At 37.3% G+C, this 17,854-nt stretch carries 20 protein-coding genes; 3 read left to right on the forward strand and 17 right to left on the reverse strand.

The features are described from left to right. Window positions 1-54: 54 nt before the first annotated feature. Window positions 55-252, reverse strand: coding sequence for a hypothetical protein (locus tag DRF61_RS03935; RefSeq protein WP_111954257.1), 198 nt, complete (start codon window positions 250-252; stop codon window positions 55-57). Window positions 253-311: 59 nt separating this feature from the next. Next, window positions 312-1,169: a KPN_02809 family neutral zinc metallopeptidase gene (gene ypfJ, locus DRF61_RS03940; RefSeq protein ID WP_111954259.1), complete on the reverse strand. Its 858-nt coding sequence runs from the start codon at window positions 1,167-1,169 to the stop codon at window positions 312-314. 76 nt (window positions 1,170-1,245) lie between these two features. Here ypfJ and DRF61_RS03945 point away from each other — a divergent pair, with 76 nt between their 5' ends. The 3 genes from DRF61_RS03945 to DRF61_RS03955 are packed head-to-tail and all read left to right on the forward strand — an operon-like array spanning window position 1,246 to window position 3,023. Beyond that, window positions 1,246-1,566, forward strand: coding sequence for a hypothetical protein (locus DRF61_RS03945; protein ID WP_146897052.1), 321 nt, complete (start codon window positions 1,246-1,248; stop codon window positions 1,564-1,566). After that, entirely contained in the window at window positions 1,566-1,892 is a 327-nt protein-coding gene (locus DRF61_RS03950; protein WP_111954263.1) for a hypothetical protein, read from the forward strand. Before DRF61_RS03945 ends, DRF61_RS03950 begins: the two co-directional genes overlap by 1 nt. A gap of 3 nt (window positions 1,893-1,895) precedes the next feature. Further along, window positions 1,896-3,023, forward strand: a complete 1,128-nt coding sequence (locus tag DRF61_RS03955) for a glutathionylspermidine synthase family protein (protein ID WP_174772312.1) — start codon at window positions 1,896-1,898, stop codon at window positions 3,021-3,023. Here the strand turns inward: DRF61_RS03955 and DRF61_RS03960 are convergent. From DRF61_RS03960 to nrfD, 15 genes are all read right to left on the reverse strand, one after another. Beyond that, window positions 3,013-5,091, reverse strand: coding sequence for an LTA synthase family protein (locus tag DRF61_RS03960; protein ID WP_111954265.1), 2,079 nt, complete (start codon window positions 5,089-5,091; stop codon window positions 3,013-3,015). The genes DRF61_RS03955 and DRF61_RS03960 overlap by 11 nt on opposite strands. Window positions 5,092-5,309: 218 nt before the next feature. Then, window positions 5,310-5,828, reverse strand: coding sequence for a 6,7-dimethyl-8-ribityllumazine synthase (gene ribH, locus DRF61_RS03965; RefSeq protein WP_111954267.1), 519 nt, complete (start codon window positions 5,826-5,828; stop codon window positions 5,310-5,312). 3 nt (window positions 5,829-5,831) lie between these two features. Further along, on the reverse strand, window positions 5,832-6,539 hold the full coding sequence (locus tag DRF61_RS03970; protein ID WP_111954269.1) for a YfgM family protein: 708 nt from the start codon (window positions 6,537-6,539) through the stop codon (window positions 5,832-5,834). 87 nt (window positions 6,540-6,626) lie between these two features. Continuing rightward, window positions 6,627-7,691 carry an SMP-30/gluconolactonase/LRE family protein gene (locus tag DRF61_RS03975; RefSeq protein ID WP_111954271.1) on the reverse strand — a complete coding sequence of 355 codons (1,065 nt, stop codon included), beginning with the start codon at window positions 7,689-7,691 and terminating at the stop codon, window positions 6,627-6,629. Window positions 7,692-7,723: 32 nt separating this feature from the next. Then, window positions 7,724-8,356: a LysE family translocator gene (locus DRF61_RS03980; protein WP_111954273.1), complete on the reverse strand. Its 633-nt coding sequence runs from the start codon at window positions 8,354-8,356 to the stop codon at window positions 7,724-7,726. A 93-nt stretch (window positions 8,357-8,449) separates the two neighbouring features. After that, window positions 8,450-9,040 (reverse strand): Crp/Fnr family transcriptional regulator, encoded by a 591-nt coding sequence (locus DRF61_RS03985; RefSeq protein WP_111954275.1) that lies wholly within the window; start codon window positions 9,038-9,040, stop codon window positions 8,450-8,452. Window positions 9,041-9,057: 17 nt separating this feature from the next. Continuing rightward, on the reverse strand, window positions 9,058-9,594 hold the full coding sequence (locus tag DRF61_RS03990; protein WP_111954277.1) for an adenine phosphoribosyltransferase: 537 nt from the start codon (window positions 9,592-9,594) through the stop codon (window positions 9,058-9,060). A gap of 3 nt (window positions 9,595-9,597) precedes the next feature. Then, window positions 9,598-10,797, reverse strand: coding sequence for a hypothetical protein (locus DRF61_RS03995; RefSeq protein WP_111954279.1), 1,200 nt, complete (start codon window positions 10,795-10,797; stop codon window positions 9,598-9,600). Window positions 10,798-11,046: 249 nt separating this feature from the next. Further along, a complete protein-coding gene (locus DRF61_RS04000; protein WP_111954281.1) occupies window positions 11,047-11,859 on the reverse strand; it encodes an N-acyl homoserine lactonase family protein in 813 nt (270 codons plus the stop codon). A gap of 69 nt (window positions 11,860-11,928) precedes the next feature. Continuing rightward, window positions 11,929-12,489: a Crp/Fnr family transcriptional regulator gene (locus DRF61_RS04005; protein ID WP_111954283.1), complete on the reverse strand. Its 561-nt coding sequence runs from the start codon at window positions 12,487-12,489 to the stop codon at window positions 11,929-11,931. A gap of 236 nt (window positions 12,490-12,725) precedes the next feature. Beyond that, the gene (locus DRF61_RS04010; RefSeq protein ID WP_111954285.1) at window positions 12,726-13,739 is read right to left on the reverse strand and encodes a hypothetical protein; all 1,014 of its coding nucleotides are present in this window, start codon (window positions 13,737-13,739) and stop codon (window positions 12,726-12,728) included. Between the two features lie 166 nt (window positions 13,740-13,905). Beyond that, window positions 13,906-15,237, reverse strand: a complete 1,332-nt coding sequence (locus DRF61_RS04015; protein ID WP_111954287.1) for a quinol:cytochrome C oxidoreductase — start codon at window positions 15,235-15,237, stop codon at window positions 13,906-13,908. Window positions 15,238-15,245: 8 nt separating this feature from the next. Then, the gene (locus DRF61_RS04020; RefSeq protein ID WP_111954289.1) at window positions 15,246-15,956 is read right to left on the reverse strand and encodes a c-type cytochrome; all 711 of its coding nucleotides are present in this window, start codon (window positions 15,954-15,956) and stop codon (window positions 15,246-15,248) included. After that, window positions 15,949-16,470 carry a DUF3341 domain-containing protein gene (locus DRF61_RS04025; RefSeq protein WP_111954291.1) on the reverse strand — a complete coding sequence of 174 codons (522 nt, stop codon included), beginning with the start codon at window positions 16,468-16,470 and terminating at the stop codon, window positions 15,949-15,951. The genes DRF61_RS04020 and DRF61_RS04025 overlap by 8 nt, the downstream gene beginning before the upstream one ends. Next, window positions 16,457-17,854: an NrfD/PsrC family molybdoenzyme membrane anchor subunit gene (gene nrfD, locus DRF61_RS04030; RefSeq protein WP_111954293.1), complete on the reverse strand. Its 1,398-nt coding sequence runs from the start codon at window positions 17,852-17,854 to the stop codon at window positions 16,457-16,459. Before nrfD ends, DRF61_RS04025 begins: the two co-directional genes overlap by 14 nt.

Here is a 17,854-nt window from a genome sequence, read left to right on the forward strand (position 1 = left end):
GTAGAATTGAAACGAAAAAATCAAGGCTTTAAGCCTTGATTTTTTCGTTTTTTATTATAAATGATCAGGGCAATACATAAAATTGTGAGCAAATGTTTCTAGTTTCTGAATCCACAAAGCTGAAGCTCCGGGTCTTCTATCTTCGACATTATACGAGTGGCATGGTGTATGTCTCATTCCTCCACCAATATTTTTCATTACATCTTTAGAAAGTTTAATAGCCTTGTTTTCGAAATTTCTTGTTTTTTTCATTGAAATATATTTTTATATTGTAGATTACTAATATAAGAAAAGTTGTTTATAACAACAAATTACTTTAAAAGTTGGTTAAAAGTATCTCCCTGTTTGATGTCTCCGGTATTATATCCTTTCATAAACCATTCTTTACGCTGGGCGGATGATCCATGGGTAAAGCTTTCCTGATTTACATAGCCTTGGGATCTTTTTTGAATGTTATCATCACCAACAGCTTGGGCTGCATCTATGGCAGATTGTATATCGCCCGGTTCAAGAATACCTTTTGTATCATTTGTTCTTTTTGCCCAAACACCAGCATAAAAATCTGCCTGAAGTTCGGTGGCAACAGAAACTCTGTTCATTTCTGCCTCAGAATATCTTCCGCTTCTTCTCAGTTGGTCTACCTTTTGTGTGGTTCCAAGAAGAGTCTGCACGTGATGTCCTACTTCATGAGCTAAAACATAAGCAACAGTAAATTCAGTTACTTTGGCTCCAAATCTTTGTTGAAGCTCATTAAAAAAGCTCATATCCATATAGATTTTCTGGTCTGCAGGGCAATAAAACGGCCCCATGGCAGATTGAGCTGTTCCGCATCCGGATTGTGTGGTTTCTTCAAAAAGAACAATCCCCGGCTTTGTATATGTCATTCCATTTTCTTTAAAGATCTGGTCCCAGGTAACGATGTTCCATTTACCCATCATATCAACCATTTCTCCAATTTTGTTTTCTTGGGCAGTAAGTTCCCGTTGTTGTTCGTTTCCGGAAGATTGTACACTGCCGGAGTTCAAAATCCCTGATGGATCACCTCCCAAAAAGAAAATAATCGCAGCTACAATTAAAGTTCCAAGTCCTCCACCTACAATCATACCTCCGCTGCCCCCAGAGCCACGGCGGTCGTCTACGTTCCCGCCTCTATCGTCTGTCCATTTCATAATAAAAATTTTTGTCCTGTAAATTTAAAATAATATCATTACTAAATTACTACTTTTGTGAAAAATTACAGCCGACGTGAAAAAAATTAAACTTTGCCTGTTATCAGTTGGGATCATGGCATTTACAGCATGTAAAAAAGAAAAAGAAGATGAAGTAAATAGTGTAGATAAGACTGGCTCTATTGAAACAGTACTTTCTGTTGAGCACCTGGATACTGCGGATGTTCTTATTACGAAACACAAGATATGGAAAGATAAAAAGCTTTTTAAAGAGATCGTTAAAAAAGATACTATTCCTAGTTTGGGTGATACCCTTGTTGGCGGCGAAGACAATGACGGCAATGATCATATTGCCAAAACGAAAAAAGACTATGAATTTTTTATAACGGTTCAATAATGAAAAAGTCAAGTTCTATAAAATTACTTTTCGTAACGGGTGTATTGGCTGCCTGTTCCCAGGAGAAGCCTAAAGAGAAAGCCGAAAAGAAAGTCTATATGAGGTCCGACACTACAGCTTCTTACACGAGGAGTCATGGTTTTTTGACGGGAGTCCTTCTTTATCATGCGTTCAGACCGTATGGTGCTTATAGCTATGGATCTTATCAGAAGGCCGGTTATTACAGTGATGCGATAAGCAGCAAATCCAATATCGGAAGAAATAATTTCAAAGGAAATGTAGTAAGAGGGCAATTGGGAAGAAGCGGTTTCAGTGCATCATCATAAAATATGGAAAGAATTCAATCACAGTTCAGAAAAAACTGGCAGCATAAACTAGAGAATCTTGGTTTCGGGTATCACTCCCTGGATGGCCTTTATTGGGATGAAAGTCATTATTACCAGTTTAGCGCAGAAGAAATTAATACAATAGAAAAGGCTACTGCAGAACTCTGGCAGATGTGCCTGGAGGCGGTGGATCATATCATTGAAAAAAAACTTTGGGAAAAGTTCAATATTCCTGACTGGTTCCGGAATTATATCGTTACAAGCTGGGAAGAAGATCATCCTTCTATTTATGGAAGATTTGATTTTGGTTTTGACGGAAAAAATTTAAAGCTGCTGGAATTTAATGCTGACACGCCGACTTCACTATATGAAGGTTCGGTGATACAATGGTACTGGCTTCAGGAGCTGTTTCCTTATAAAGATCAGTTTAATTCCATTCATGAGAAACTGGTAGATTACTGGAAGCATCTTAAAAATTACATGAACCCACATCATATTTATTTTGCTTCTCTTACCAATATTGAAGATGTTACCAATGTGGAATACATGCGTGACTGTGCTTCTCAGGCAGGATTCGATACGGAATTTATTCCTATTCAGGATATTGGCTGGGCTGAGGATATCTCTGAATTCATTGCAGCTGACCGGTCGATCATGGAATATATTTTCAAGCTTTATCCTTACGAATGGATTCTTGCAGACGGTTTTGGAGAAAAACTTGTAAAAAACGGTTTCCGATCGCAATGGATTGAGCCTGCATGGAAAATTTTACTTTCATCCAAGGCTCTTCTTCCGATCCTTTGGGAGATGTATCCCAATCATCCTTACCTGTTGGAATCTTATTTTGAACCGAAACATCTGAAAGATTTTGCTAAAAAGCCTGTTTATTCCAGAGAGGGAGCCAATGTAATTTTGTATAAAAATAATATTCCTGTCGAGGAAAATGATGGTGTATATGGTAAAGAAGGTTTTATTTACCAGCAATTATTTGATCTCCCCAATTTTGATGGCAATTATCCGGTGATTGGCAGCTGGGTAATAGGGCAGGAGCCTGCCGGTATCGGGATCAGGGAAAGTGTTCACCTGATCACCAATAACCAGAGCCGTTTTGTTCCTCACCTTATCGGTTAAGTTTCTTTTCTTTAAGCCAGAATGATGTAGACTGATAGGCGGAAATAGCATCATTAACGAGTTTCTGCTCAGGCTTCTTGATCAGCTTTTCATCATAATAGAGTTTGAATTCAGGGGCAAGGCTGCTGGATTCAAGCTGTAAAGAATACTGTTTTACTTTTTTAACCGGTGAAATGATTGTTAAATGTCCATCTTTTACCAAACCGAGGTCCTGATAAGTGGCTATATAAGCTTTTGGCTGGAATTCTTTTTTGAAGACATCCTGACCAAGGAATTTGGATTTATAGTTAAAATTCAGCAGTCCGAAAAGGGTAGGCATAATATCTATCTGAGACATCAGCTTATCAAACTTCTGAGGCTGGATAAAGTCTTCTGAAAAAATCATCGCCGGAATTCTGTATTTGTCCATAGGAAGTTCTGTTTTCCCTGCACTGGATGCGCAATGATCGGCAATGATCACGAAGACCGTGTTTTTGTACCAGTCCTGTTTTTTAGCCATTTCAAAGAACATTCTAAGTGAATAATCAGTGTATTTTACCCCTCCGTCACGGGATTTTGCTGTTCCTGGAATATCAATCCTTCCATCTGGATACGTAAAAGGCCTGTGGTTGGAAACCGTCATCCAATGATTGAAAAAAGGTTTGCCGGATTTGGCCTCAGCATTCATGGTCTGAATTGCTTTTTTAGCCATATCTTCATCGGCAACGCCCCAGACATTGGCAAAGGTGATTTCTTCGGGTTTAAAATTGTTTCTGTCAACAATATCATAACCGTTTCCGGCAAAGAAGTCCTGCATATTATCGAAATAGCTGTAACCTCCGTACAGGAATTTCACATCATATCCTTTGGATTTGAATACACTTCCTGTTGTAAATTTATTTTTATTGTCATCTCTTTTTATAACACTTTCCCCTGCAGTGGGAGGAATGCACAATGTTAAAGCTTCAAGTCCCCTTACGGTTCTGTTTCCGGTGGCATAAAGATTGGTAAACATGATCGAGCGGTCTGCCAGGCTGTCCAGGAAAGGAGTAATCTTTAAAGTACCCCCATAATGTTCCATAAAATCGGCGGATAAGCTTTCTATAGAGATGAGAACTACATTTTTCTTAAGTTCCGGCTGCTCTGAAATTATATTTCTTGACAACACAGGTTCCGAATACTGGCTTAAAAAGTTCTTTTCTGCTTCCTGTTGTCCTATTTGCGGATAAAACTGAAAATAATCCAGCTCGTTGTGGGTGAAGGCCCAGTAGAATTTGGGAAGACCATTGCTTTCGATCTCATCAGCAAAAACATTGTCTGAACGGATCTGCATTAAAGAAGATACTCCTAAAATACTGAGGCTGGCCATAACAATAAAAGTTCCCAGTAATACCATTTTTTGCTTAAAATCGGGCAGTTCCAGCAGCTCATCTTTTGTTTTTTTATAGATGAACCATGTAATGGCTAAAGTAACAATAAGAATTGCAGAAAACAGGGGAACAACCGGATAGCTTTCCATGATGTTTCCAATGACCTCATTGGTGTATATCAAATAATCTACCGCAATGAAGTTATAGCGTACCCCGAACTCATTATAGAAAAAGTATTCACTTACAGCGTTAAAGATAATGAGAAGAACGTACAGCAACAGTGTGATGAAATACAGAACATTCCGGATCCTGATCCTTTTTGAAGGGAGAAAAAGCATCAAACCAAATAAAATGGTTTTGAGTCCTACAAAAGCTAAGGCGACTTCTGATATAGAGCCTCCATACTGGTTGAAAATATTATTCGGAATGAGCAGAATGTATAGAAAAAACAGTACTAAAACTCCAAAAATAATATATCCATACGGCTTATTATATTTTGAATTGGATAGAAATAAAAAGTAAACGGCCAATAATGTACTGGCTAAAATAAAAACAAAAATATCATTCAACAGGCCGATTGACAGGACTTTTATGATCTCAAAAAATCCGAAAGTGGCCGTAGTGATTGGATGAAATAAAAACACGATCCGTACAATAAGCGAAATGATAAGATAGAAAATCCCTAAATATAAGAATGGTTTTATTTTACTTGAAAACATGTACGTTAGATTAATTTCCGCAAAGATAGTTTTTGTATATAACTTTTAATGAAAAAAAATGGAAACATGCTATTTCTTATCATTTTTTTGAATTATTAATGAAGATTTAACGTATTATGTAGTGAATGATTGGTAATATAAAAAGTAATGGTACGCTGAATATCAATAAAAAAGGACTATTAAAAATAGTCCTGTATATTGTTAAGATGTATTAAAGATTAAGAATGCCCGAAACCGATGTTTCCTTTTTTATCAGAAAGATTCTTTTTAAAATCGATCATTCTCAAAGCGGTTACAGCTGCTTCTACACCTTTATTTCCTAGGTCTCCACCGCTTCTGGCAATGGACTGTTCTTTATTATCATCGGTCAGAACGCAGAAAATAGTAGGAGTGTCCGTTAAGACATTGCAGTCTTTAATTCCCTGTGCCACTGCTGAACAAACAAAATCAAAGTGAGGGGTTTCGCCGCGGATTACACACCCGATAGCAATTACTGCGTCGTATTTTCTTTCTTTGCAGAGCTGCATGCTTGCATAGTTGAGCTCAAAAGCACCCGGAACCGGAAAAAGCTTAATGTTTTCTGGTTTTACCCCTTCTTTTTCTAAGATTTCAAGGGCTGCATCACGAAGATTGTAGGTTACAAAATCATTCCACTCAGAAAAAACAATGCCGATAGAAAAATCTTCGGCATTTGTTATATGAAGTGGCTTGTAATCGGAAAGATTAACTGTTGCCATTTTTTAAAAGTATTTAGTCATTTCAATATAAGAGTCAGACATTCCGTTATCATAGTCCTGATACTTCTCGTCAATTGCAGAGAAATATTTTTTAGCTTCTGCATTTTTCTTCAATCCTAATGCTACAATACCTGCTTTTCTTGTGAAATAGTAAGTGGTATAAGGATCATCAGAAGCAGTTGAAGCTTTGTCTAATAAGGAAAGAGCTTCATCGTTTTTGTTAAGACCTGATTTTGCATCTGCCATAGCACCGAATTTCAATGCCATTAATGTTTTGTTGTCAGATGAAAATTTATCTAAAAGATCGTAAGCTTCCTGGAATTTTCCTTCTTTGAATTTTAATAAACCTGCATTATAAGCAGAAAGTTCACCAACCTTCGTGTTCGAATATTCATTATATGTTCCTATAAAACCTGGATTAGCTGCAGATTTTCCGCCTAAAGCTTCTTTATCTTTCCCTTCTGTCTGTTTTTTCTGAGCAGCGAGGAAACTTTTTACAGCTTCAACGTTCTTAGGAGCTACTACAAACTGTTTGTAAGCAAAGAATCCTAAAACACCCAAAACCAGTACCCCGAATACAATACCCAACTGCTTGGAGTATTTCTCAAGGAATCTTTCAGTGTTTAAAGCTTCTCTGTCAAGGTCTTTGAAGAACTCAACCGTTTCTTTACCTTCTTGCTCATTTGGAGCATTCTTTCCCAATTTTGCCATAAATTTTTAAAAATTGAAATGCAAATTTAATTGTTTCTGAATGATTTACAAAATACTTTGTGAGTATTATTGTTATTCCCGGAAAAATTATTCTGTTTTATTATAAAATTTCAATCTGAAGATTTTATATTTTGTCCTTTTTTCTTTTGGTAAATGGATCTGTGAGATGGTGAAATATAAATTTCCGGCCTTATCGAAGGCAAAAGAATCCGGCCATTTTATTTCCGGGTCGCTGATGATTTCTGATAAAATTCTGTTTTTATCAATTCTGCTGATGGCATTTTTCTCTAAACTGCTTAGATACAAATTTCCCTTTTTGTCAAATATGATTCCATCATTGGCCGTACTTTCTGCATATTTTTCTACTGTTGCCTGAAGTGAACCATCGGGGAGATTTTTATTCAGTAGCGATGATATCGGTATTCTGTATATGTTTTTGCCCATAAGTGCGCAGTAATAGAGGTGTTTTTTATCAGGATCTATCGCAATTCCGTCAGAATGTACCGGATGTTTTCTTTCATATCCTTCTATTACTATTTTATCTACTTCTGCAAGTGTGGAATGGTGATTGGAAAGTACTCTCCTTACATCAGCAGTTATCATATCCAAAATCACAATTCCGCCAACCTGCGAATCGGTAAAATAAACGGAGTGATTTTGATTATCAATCCTGAAGTCATTTAAATAAGCCTTTGGGCTGATCTTCTCAACAGATAATGTATATTTTACTTTTAGATTATTATTTCGTAGATCAAAGCAATATAAAAAGGCTCCTTGGGTTGCATCTGTCTTTAAGTCATATCCCGTGTCTAAAATCCACAGCTGGTTAAGTTCGTCAATGTAAACACTTTGGACACAGATAAACTGATTTTTGCTGCCTGCATTTTCATTCCATCGGTTCCATGCTGCATCCGGAAACGGGATGGTTTTTCCGTTAATGATTTCTGCCACTGAAACGGGAGTGTCTGCAGACCATCTTGGAAAACTCACAAAAACACGATTGTTCTTTGAAATGGCAATTCCTGTCCATTGGTTTTTGCTTTCTGCAAAAAGACTCATATGAACTTTTGGTGAAATGGGACTAGTGTTTTTTTTCTGGCAGCCCACTGCTGCATGTATAAATAATACAAAAACAAGGATTATATTTTTCATGGAGAAGATATTTATGTAAATAATTGAAGGTACTATATGCCTGTAAAAGCCATTTTTATTGCTAATGCCATTAAAATACCGGCAATGGCCCAGTTCTGGACCTTTATCAGTTTTGGATTTTTACTCAGCCTTATCTTTGATTTCGAGGCGCTGAAAATAATCAGAGAATTTATTAAAAGACTGATTGTAATAAAGAAGGAGCCCAAAAGTAAAAACTGATGTCCTATGTCTCCGGATTTCGGATCCAGGAACTGTGAAAATACAGAAACAAAAAACAATGCCACTTTAGGGTTTGAAATGGTGGTTAGCAAACCTATGACAAATAATTTTTGCGGCTTATCTTTTATCAAACCTTTGTGTGATTTTGTGCTGTCAAAAGAAGGGACTCGTACGGCCTGATAAGCAAGATAAATCAAGTATAGGGCACCGGATAGCTTTAGTATATGAAACAATAAAGGAAATGTAAAAAGTGCGGTTGAAAGTCCGAATGAGGATAACAGGATGTAAAAAAGATCACCTGTAACAATTCCAAGCAGAGAAATCATTCCTGCTTTTTGCCCTTGCAGTAAGGAGCGGGAAATCAGATACAGCATTGTCGGGCCTGGAATAATGATCAGCACTATAACAGACAATGAAAAATAAATAAGTTGAGTAATCGGTAACATGTATAAACTAAATTGTATTAAAATTGAATACAAAGATCAGTTTATAGCATTGCAGGTAAAAGGAGCAAAGTCACAATTATTTTGTGATGTATCTCACAATCTGGAATTTAAACGGCTTAAAGATTCTCTTGAAACTCCCAGATAGGAAGCAATTATGGTTTTTGATACCCGTTGAAAAAGATCCGGGTACTGTGAAAGAAGAATTTCGTAGCGTTCTTTTATATTATTTGACAGAAAGGAAAGCATCCTTTTTTGTAAGGCAACAAATCCGCTATTCGCTTTTTTCCTGAAAAAATATTCTACTTTCTGCAGTTCAGAACAAAGCTTTTCCCGGTTTTCGTAGGACAGGCAATATAATTCGGAGTCTTCCAGGCAGTCAACATTTACAATAGCCTGTGTTTGGGTAAAGTAAGCCTGATAATCGGTGATCCACCAGTTTTCCATTGCAAACTGAATGATATGCTCTTTTTCTTTCTCATCTATAAAGGTTGCTTTCAGTAATCCTTTTTTTACCCAGTAGGAATGATGTACATGATCGCCGGTCTGTATAAGAAACTGATGTTTTTTTAATTTTTTTACAGTGAAGTAAGAAAGTATGGACGCAAATTCTTCATCAGTTAAATGAATGAGTTCTTCAAAATGCGCCCTCAGTTCTTGTGCATCGGAAATTTTGATTGAACTCATATTTTCCTGATTATCATTTAGAATTCTAAAATATGATAGATCTCGGCATTGAACTTTTTCAGTTTTTCATCCCCGTTCAAACCTTTCAGACCAATAAGGAAACTGAATTGCGAAACAGTTGCCCCTTGTTTTTCCACAAGTTTTGCTGCAGCTTCTGTAGTTCCTCCTGTAGCCAATAAATCGTCATGGATCAGAATTCTTTGTCCCGGCTTTATCTGCCCTTCACGGGTTTCGATGACAGCACTTCCATATTCCAGGTCATAATTTTCTGAAATAATGGGTGGCGGTAGCTTCCCTGCTTTTCTGATTAAAATGAAAGGGACTTCCAATGCTACTGCAATGGCAATTCCGAACAGGTAGCCTCTGCTTTCTATTCCGCATACGGCATCTATTTTTCCTTTGCTGAAAGCAACAAGGTCTGCAATGACTTCTTCATATAGCTTTGGATTCAGGAAAATAGGTGAAATATCCTTGAACTGAATTCCCGGGATAGGAAAATCAGGAACATTTTCAATAGTTTCTTCCAGTTTTTTAATCAGTTCTTGTGAAGCCATTAATTATGGGTTTATTTTATAGCTGGAAATTTTCCAGTCTCCGTTTACATTTTTAAGTCCGAAAGTTACCTTTAAAGAAGTGGTTTTCCCGTTCTTGTCTGTAACATCGTATGTTGCATTTACACTTGCTCCGTTGGCCGTAGTACCATTGGTGGTAATGTTTTTAACACTTACGTTTTTCACTGATCCGAAACCTGAAGTAGGGTTGGAGAACGATTCATAGCTTCCCCAGCTAGGGTTGCTTGACGTTTCATAGGCTGCCTTAAGGTTTTGTGAGCTTACACTGTTTAAGAATTTGCTTACTGTACTTTTTGGATCTGCTGCCGGCTGTTTAGGAGCAGCTGGGGTTGTAGTAGTAGCATTTGGATCTGTAGGTGTTGTAGGTGTAGCTGTGGGATTGTTTGGGTCGATTACAGCATTAGGATCCTGTGTTACAGAAGTTGAGTCCGTTTTAGGCACAGCGGGAACTTTTAAGGCAGATGCATTGACATCGAGTCCAATCTTAGACATTTTGAATGTCTTTGCTGTGGTTTTTACTGAAACGGTAATATCTATTTTATTGTCTACCACTTTAGCTGCAGGAATTGAAGAGAATTTTAGATTGAATCCTTTAAAATTATTATCCTGCATCAGGTTTTTCGCGGTAGAAAGTTTTACTCCATTACTGAATACTTCCAAAGTAGCTTCGAGTCCGGCTCCGGTAAATGAAACAGGGTTTCCTGAACCATCTACAAGTCTAGGTACGATCTGAATGGCCGTTGGTGCTCCGGATCCGTCATCGCCGGTTGGTCTGGTGATAATGCTAAGTGAGCTTGCTTTTACATCATTCGCATCGGTTTCTTTGGCTTTATCGTCTCCAAAGATATTCATTTCTCCAAGAGAAGGTGGGGATGTGCTGGCCCATTCAATTCCGTTTTTCTGTGCAACTTCATCGGCCAACGCAAGAATTTCAGGGACTTTTTTTCCGTCGATAAGCTTTCCAAGGGCTTTAAGTTCCTCTACATCACCTTCTGCCTCTACACCAAACGTCTTTAGGATATAAAGCGCTTCATTGAACTTGATTTGTTTAATGGTTGAAAGACTGGAAGTCATGTCATTGATACTTGACTGCAGCGTTTTAGTATTCGTAGCATCTACATGATCCTTCTTGCATGCCGTAAATAGCAACAGACTGAGAACAAGTAGAAAAGAAAACTTTTTCATTTTATTTTGTTTATTGCAAATTTAATAAAACCTTTATTAATAGTGAGTTTTTATTTTTGTTTTGTGTTTTTAGGGAACAAAAGTAATTGATCATTAAAGTTTTTAATAAGGGAATGGTGAAATACCCGGATCATCCGGAACAGACTTTATGTGGTTTAAGTTATTATTGGGCAGTATTAAATTGAATGATAATGAGAACTTTCAATAATCAATGACTCTTGTTTTTTGAAAAAATATTTTTTGGAATTTCTATAGCTCTATAACATGAGGTTTCATGCCTGGATCATGATTGGCAATGGCTTCTATACAAGTTGGTTTTTCACTTTCACTTTTAATCCACTTTAATGAGCTTACCACTTTATGCTTATTTACCTGGACACCGGGTAAAATCATTTGTTCCCATGATTTTTTTGCATAACCAACATCACTAGCTAAGAGTACAAAATTTTCTTTATTTTTTATTATAGTCGAGGCAAGTCCCATTGTGTGGCCTGGTGTAGAAACAAATACTACTGTCCCGTCATCAAACAAATCGTAAGACAACCCTTCCGGCCCTATTCCTGTCTTGTTAAAGTTAAATAATTCAAAATCAACATCCTCCCACATACTTTTCACGTATCGCATTGATCTGTCTTGGGTTTCTTTCCATTCTAAATCACTTACCAGAATCTTTTTAGCGTCTTTTACCAGTTTTATGCCGCTTACATGGTCAGCGTGCATATGGCTCAGTACTAAATAATCAATATCGGAGGTTTTATACCCTAATTTTTCTAATTGCTCATTTATAGCATCACCATCCGGTAATAAGGCTCTGCTTACAGAATATTGCAGAAATCCGAGATGCTCTTTTTGATGGTTTCTAACATCAGAATGCCATCCCGTATCTATCAGGACAAGACCCTTTGGATGTTCTATTAGGTAAACTGAAACAGGAAGCCAGACCTGATGCTTTTTGCTTCTAAATAATCCGGTATAGGCTAAAGGATTAATGCTGTTTTCGTGAAAAGGGAGTGAGCTGTCTACTCTTACCTGCCCGCAATGTAATAGGTGTACCTTGATCATTATGAATTTATTTTTGGGTAAATTTATAATGACTTTTGGATAAGATTTTTGATTGAAATCAAAAGCGGGTTATTTTTTATTCCTCAATCTACTTAATGTCTCTTGCGTCATTCCCAGGTAAGAGGCGATATTTCCCAATGGTACATCTGAAAGATTATCGGGCATTTCGAGTAGGAAAGTTTCATATCTTTCTTTTGGCGTTTGAAATTTAAGGTTGTAAATCCGGTCATTTGATTTTTTGATATAGTCAATCATTCCGCGATAAATGAATTCCTGCATGGGTGCATTATTGCTGATAATATTGATCCACTGTTCATAGTCAATCATCGCAACCTTTGTTTCCGATAAAGCTTCAATTCCGAACTTACAGATATTATGATAAAAAATACTCTCAATGGGAAGCCCTATCATATTTTCCTGCAAGAAGTATAAAGTTACGTCTTTCTCTTTTTTATTATAAAATACTCGTGCTATGCCCTGTTCAATAAAATAAAGCTGTTTGGAAGTATTTTCAATACTCAGAATTAATTCTTTCTTAGGGATTTTTTTTCTACGTATACATTTTGCCAATTCTTTTGCCTCTATGTCATTCAATAAGTTCTTTGATTCAAAAAAATCTACAATGTTCATGTTTGTAAGGTATAATGGTTGTAAAATTTCATTAAAGTCCCAGCAGTTTGCGGAGTAGCGGAATGAAAAGCCAGAACTTTCAATTATTTACTACCGTAAGTAAAACAGTGAGGGTTTACTAAATTACAAAAACAAAAGTACACACTAGATGATTTTTTTTGCTTAACCAGCACTTTTACTGAACTGTTTGATGAAAACCATCTTTTGTGTATCATGCTTTTTATTTTTTGATTCCCCTATTTCTTATTCTGCTGTTCTTTCAAATCATCTTTGAAAAAAGAGCTAAAAATAGTCTGCATATTTGGAAAAGAAGGCTCCTGCCAGTATTGGGTTTTATAGTTACTGTTTTCTTTATCAAATTTCACTTTTTCTATATAATCATCGTTACTGAAATTAAGTTCTGATGGATAAAAATTATTGTAGAGAATGATCTGGTTATAATCAGGTTCACTTTTATGCTTAAGTTTTACAAAAGCCACCTCATTGTATTCAAGGAAATCTTTGAGGCTTTTTTCTGATCCTTTTTCGAAAGACATATTGAGGATTGTTCTGATATCAAAAAACCTGAACCCAAATAGAGAAAACTCCTTTTCCTGGAGTGCAGCACCTGTTACCTCGATCTGATCCCTGCGGTCACCTTTTAATTCTTTGATGGTATTTCTTTTGGTTTTGTATTCTTCGGGATTTCCGACATTTTTGAGTTTCGGAAGCTGTAAGGAATTGCCGTAATCCCATGTTGAAGTTTCTTTCTTCTCATTTTTGGCTTGTAATCTGAAGACTCTATACTGCTCAACATTTGTACTTTTCAGTTTTTTGGTTTTATTGTCAAAAATATAAGTGACAATTCCATCTGTATAGCTGTTAAGTTTATTGTTCACCGTTACATAGGCATTAAAATTTCCTTTGATCATAATATATTTTGCCGGCTTCGTGTTCTTGATGACCACAGTTTCTATTTCCTTAACCTGATCATTGATTTTAATAACATCCTGATTGAGTTCCGAAAAAGTGAGAAGGGCGACGGGAAAATTATTATAAACCAATTGAAATTTTTCCTGAGCAGGCGATATTGCCTGTTTATCAATTTTACCGTCAATATCAGAAAAAGCAAGAATGCTTCCGTCTTTTCCGAAGACTGAAACTTTAGGCAGAGGTTTGTTCGTCTGTTCGGAAACGAACGTTATGGATTGCGCCTGAATAAGGCTAAATAAAAAAATGAACAGGGCGAATAGGTGATAACGTCTTTTCATAGTGATAATTTGTTTATGGTTTACTGAAATAATTCATCGATCTTTATTATGAAGACCCCAAAAATTCAAAATGGTTGCCTGAACAGCTTAAAATATTCACTTGTGTGCATAAAAAAAGACTGATCATTATAATCAGTCTTTTTTATTTTATTTCTGTTACAAGTCCTTAGAAAGGATACTCATAAATTTCAGATTCATGTAAGAATGGGTTTCCTGTAGGAATTAACTTTAATTTAGATAAAGCTGATAGTACAGTAAACATAAATAATCCTGCTACAAATAGAACAGCTCCTGCTATTAATAGGAATACTTCAGGATTTTTCCAGTAAGGTCCTACCGTTCCAGGCATTACCATATTGAAGTAATCTAAAAGGTGACCTAGAATAACCACTACAGCCATAGTTGTTACTACTTTGTAGTTCCTCTTGATGCTGCTGCTTACTAATACCAATAAAGGTAATAAGAAGTTGATGATCAACATTGGTAAGAACGTAGGTCCATAGTGCTGGAATCTTCCAAAGAAGTAGTTAACTTCTTCCGGAACGTTCGCATACCAGTAAAGCATAAACTGAGCAAACCATGTATATGTCCAAAGCATACTTGTAGCGAAAAGGAATACTCCTAAATCGTGTAAGTGATTGTCATTGAACTGAGGTAAGAATCCGTTTTTCTTCAGGTAAACACTTAGAAGGATAATCACAGCGATTCCACTTGAAAGGCAGCTCACCATTGAATACCAGATATACATTGTAGAATACCAGTGTGGATCAATAGACATCAACCAGTCCCAAGCCCAAGCTGCAGAAGCAAATCCGAAGAATGCAATATATCCTACTGCCCATCTGTAAAGCATCTGATAATCTACTTTAGATTTAGTCTCATCTACTTTCTTAGACTGAGCTTTAAGTTTCCATGCAAAGAAAGAAGCACCTACTACATAAATGATCGTTCTGATAGCATAGAAAGGAATGTTTAAGAATCTTTTCTTTTCGAAAAGGATCACATCGAAATGTGCAGAATTAGGATCTGTCAATTCGGGATCCATCCAGTGGAATAAATGGCCATTGTGAGTGATATTCAATATCATCATAATAACCAGAATGGCACCACCATATGGGATATAAGAAGCAATAGCTTCCATTACTCTTGTAATAATAATAGGCCAACCTGCATGTGCAGCATGCTGAATACAGTAGAAAAACAATACAGCACAACTAACTCCAAAGAAAAAGACAGCTACAAAATGCAGCGATGCAAGAGGCTGGTTGTGAACCTGAAGCTCTGCGTGCTCTAAATGAGACGCATGGTCCTGAGGTCCTACCATTTCACTTGAGTGTGTAGGGGCAGTATGACCGGCAGAATGAACCGCTTCCATCATGTGCTCTATTTTCTCAGTAGTCATTCCTTTATTCATAAAGAAACCGATAGCAAATAGAACTAAACCTACAACAAGAAGGATTATAGAAGTTGATTTTAATTTTGGTGAAAAACTATACATTTCTTTTCTTATTTTTTAGTTGCGGTAGTAGTCTCTGTTGTTGCGGCCGCTGGTGTAGCTGTAGCCGTTGTAGCTGCTGCAGGTGCTGCTGCTCCTTTTTTGAAGGCACTCATCACATACATTGCCACTCTCCATCTGTCACCAGGGTTAAGCTGGCCAGCATAAGATCCCATTGCATTTCTACCGTTAGTTAATACATAATGAACAGATCCTACAGTAATTTCTCTGTCAGCATAGTTGGGTACACCAGAGAAAGCTCCGCTTTGTACAATTGGACCTTGCCCATCTCCACCAGTTCCGTGGCAGGCTGCACAAGTATGATCAAACAGCATTTTTCCTCTTTCAATATCTTTAGCTGCATTAGCTGGATTAAGAGGTGATGTTGTCATTGTTTTGGAGGCGTCATAACCTGCATTATATTCATCTGCATTTTTAGGCAGAAGACTTTCTTCAAAAATCCCGTCTTTATTTTGAGCGACACTTCCTTCTACAGGAGAAAGACCTGTTGCACCATTATTTTTTACAAATGCAGGGATTTCATTTTCATGATCTGAATAAGCATCCTGAGCTTTCATCAATGGATCGTAAGCTACCGGAAAGTACATATCAGGAAAATATACCAATGGTGTATTTTCTTTTGGTCCGCAAGAATTAAGTAAAACCGTTGTTAAACCTAAAACAGCTGTAATTTTTAATACATTCTTTTTCATTTTAAGTATCTTTAACAGTTATTTCTTCAACCCCGGTTTCAATCAGCAACTGTTTTACAGACTCTACGTCATCAGTTACAAATTCCATCATGAATTTATCATCAGTAGTTCTTGGATCAGGATTCTGAGCCGGAGCTCCCGGATACATTTTGTTTCTAACAAGGAATGTTAGAGACATCATGTGAGCTGCACAGAATACCATTAATTCAAACATTGGAACCACAAATGCAGGCATGTTGTGTGCCCAGTCAAAAGCAGGTTTACCACCAATATTTTGAGGCCAGTCATGATTCATCACATACCATGTTACAGTAGCACCGATGGTAACACCGTAAAGAGCATAGAAGAAAGCAGCATCAGAAATTCTGGTTTTCTTTAACCCTAAAGCTTTATCAAGTCCGTGAACCGGGAATGGAGTATAAACTTCGTTTATCGCAATCCCTTTATCGTTGAATGCTTTAACGCCGTTCATCAAATCGTCGTCGTCAGCATAAAGTCCGTATACAATTTTAGTGGTGCTCATCTCCTTCTTTTGCTTTATAAGTTTCACCTGAAATTTTCAGAATCGATTTTAATTCAGCCTGTGCAATTACAGGGAACGTTCTTGCGTATAGTAAGAATAATACAGAGAAGAATCCGATTGTTCCTAAATATACACCCACATCAATGATCGTTGGCTTAAACATAGTCCAAGATCCTGGTAAGTAATCTCTAGAAAGGTTGATAACGATGATATCGAAACGCTCGAACCACATACCAATATTGATGATCAATGCAACGATGAAAGTCCAGATAATGTTCGTTCTCAGTCTCTTGAACCAGAATGAAGCAGGAATGATCAAGTTACAAGTAATCAATGCCCAGAAAGCCCACCAGTAAGGTCCAACAGCAGCACCAGGAGAAAGATAAGTAAAATCTTCAAATCTGGATCCTGAGTACCATCCAATGAAGTATTCAGTAGCATAAGCTACCGTTACCATACCCCCTGTAAGGATAATTACAATGTTCATAATTTCAATATGATACATTGTGATGTATTCTTCAAGGTGACATACTTTTCTGGCAACCAGCAACAGGGTCTGTACCATTGCGAATCCTGAGAAGATTGCACCGGCAACGAAGTAAGGAGGGTAGATCGTAGAGTGCCATCCTTTAATAACCGAAGTTGCGAAGTCAAAAGATACCGTGGTGTGTACCGAGAATACAAGTGGAGTTGCCAAACCTGCAAGAACCAAAGAAAGTTCTTCGAATCTCTGCCAGTGTTTTGCTTTACCACCCCAACCGAAAGCCAGGAATGTATAAATTTTTCTTGTCCAAGGAGTTTTTGCTCTATCTCTGATCATTGCAAAGTCAGGGATTAGTCCCATGAACCAGAATACAGTTGATACTGAGAAATACGTGGAGATTGCAAATACGTCCCAAAGTAGAGGAGAGTTGAAGTTCCCCCAAAGAGAACCAAACTGGTTAGGTAATGGGAATACCCAGTATCCTACCCAAACTCTACCCATGTGGATTACAGGGAAGATGGCCGCCTGTACAACCGCAAAGATCGTCATTGCCTCTGCAGATCTGTTTACAGACATTCTCCAACGCTGTCTAAATAATAATAATACTGCGGAGATTAGGGTTCCGGCGTGACCGATACCTACCCACCATACGAAGTTGGTAATATCCCAACCCCAGTTAATAGTTCTGTTAAGCCCCCATGCTCCAATACCTGTTCCGATAGTATAAGCGATACAGCCAAATCCGTAGATGAATAGAACTAAGGCTGCATATAGTGAAATCCACCATAGTTTACCTGCTCTTTCTTCGATAGGTCGTGCAATATCTTCTGTGATATCGTGATAAGTTTTGTGACCAATAATTAGAGGTTCCCTTATCGGAGCTTCGTAATGTCCTGACAT

Source organism: Chryseobacterium lathyri (assembly GCF_003290185.1).
In the GTDB taxonomy this organism is placed as follows: domain Bacteria; phylum Bacteroidota; class Bacteroidia; order Flavobacteriales; family Weeksellaceae; genus Chryseobacterium; species Chryseobacterium lathyri.

Coding starts and splice junctions, on each gene's coding strand:
- DRF61_RS03935 (WP_111954257.1), bottom strand. CDS start 252: ATGAAAAAAACAAGAAATTTCGAAAACAAGGCTATTAAACTTTCTAAA.
- ypfJ (WP_111954259.1), bottom strand. CDS start 1,169: ATGAAATGGACAGACGATAGAGGCGGGAACGTAGACGACCGCCGTGGC.
- DRF61_RS03950 (WP_111954263.1), top strand. CDS start 1,566: ATGAAAAAGTCAAGTTCTATAAAATTACTTTTCGTAACGGGTGTATTG.
- DRF61_RS03955 (WP_174772312.1), top strand. CDS start 1,896: ATGGAAAGAATTCAATCACAGTTCAGAAAAAACTGGCAGCATAAACTA.
- DRF61_RS03960 (WP_111954265.1), bottom strand. CDS start 5,091: ATGTTTTCAAGTAAAATAAAACCATTCTTATATTTAGGGATTTTCTAT.
- ribH (WP_111954267.1), bottom strand. CDS start 5,828: ATGGCAACAGTTAATCTTTCCGATTACAAGCCACTTCATATAACAAAT.
- DRF61_RS03970 (WP_111954269.1), bottom strand. CDS start 6,539: ATGGCAAAATTGGGAAAGAATGCTCCAAATGAGCAAGAAGGTAAAGAA.
- DRF61_RS03975 (WP_111954271.1), bottom strand. CDS start 7,691: ATGAAAAATATAATCCTTGTTTTTGTATTATTTATACATGCAGCAGTG.
- DRF61_RS03980 (WP_111954273.1), bottom strand. CDS start 8,356: ATGTTACCGATTACTCAACTTATTTATTTTTCATTGTCTGTTATAGTG.
- DRF61_RS03985 (WP_111954275.1), bottom strand. CDS start 9,040: ATGAGTTCAATCAAAATTTCCGATGCACAAGAACTGAGGGCGCATTTT.
- DRF61_RS03990 (WP_111954277.1), bottom strand. CDS start 9,594: ATGGCTTCACAAGAACTGATTAAAAAACTGGAAGAAACTATTGAAAAT.
- DRF61_RS03995 (WP_111954279.1), bottom strand. CDS start 10,797: ATGAAAAAGTTTTCTTTTCTACTTGTTCTCAGTCTGTTGCTATTTACG.
- DRF61_RS04000 (WP_111954281.1), bottom strand. CDS start 11,859: ATGATCAAGGTACACCTATTACATTGCGGGCAGGTAAGAGTAGACAGC.
- DRF61_RS04005 (WP_111954283.1), bottom strand. CDS start 12,489: ATGAACATTGTAGATTTTTTTGAATCAAAGAACTTATTGAATGACATA.
- DRF61_RS04010 (WP_111954285.1), bottom strand. CDS start 13,739: ATGAAAAGACGTTATCACCTATTCGCCCTGTTCATTTTTTTATTTAGC.
- DRF61_RS04015 (WP_111954287.1), bottom strand. CDS start 15,237: ATGTATAGTTTTTCACCAAAATTAAAATCAACTTCTATAATCCTTCTT.
- DRF61_RS04025 (WP_111954291.1), bottom strand. CDS start 16,470: ATGAGCACCACTAAAATTGTATACGGACTTTATGCTGACGACGACGAT.
- nrfD (WP_111954293.1), bottom strand. CDS start 17,854: ATGTCAGGACATTACGAAGCTCCGATAAGGGAACCTCTAATTATTGGT.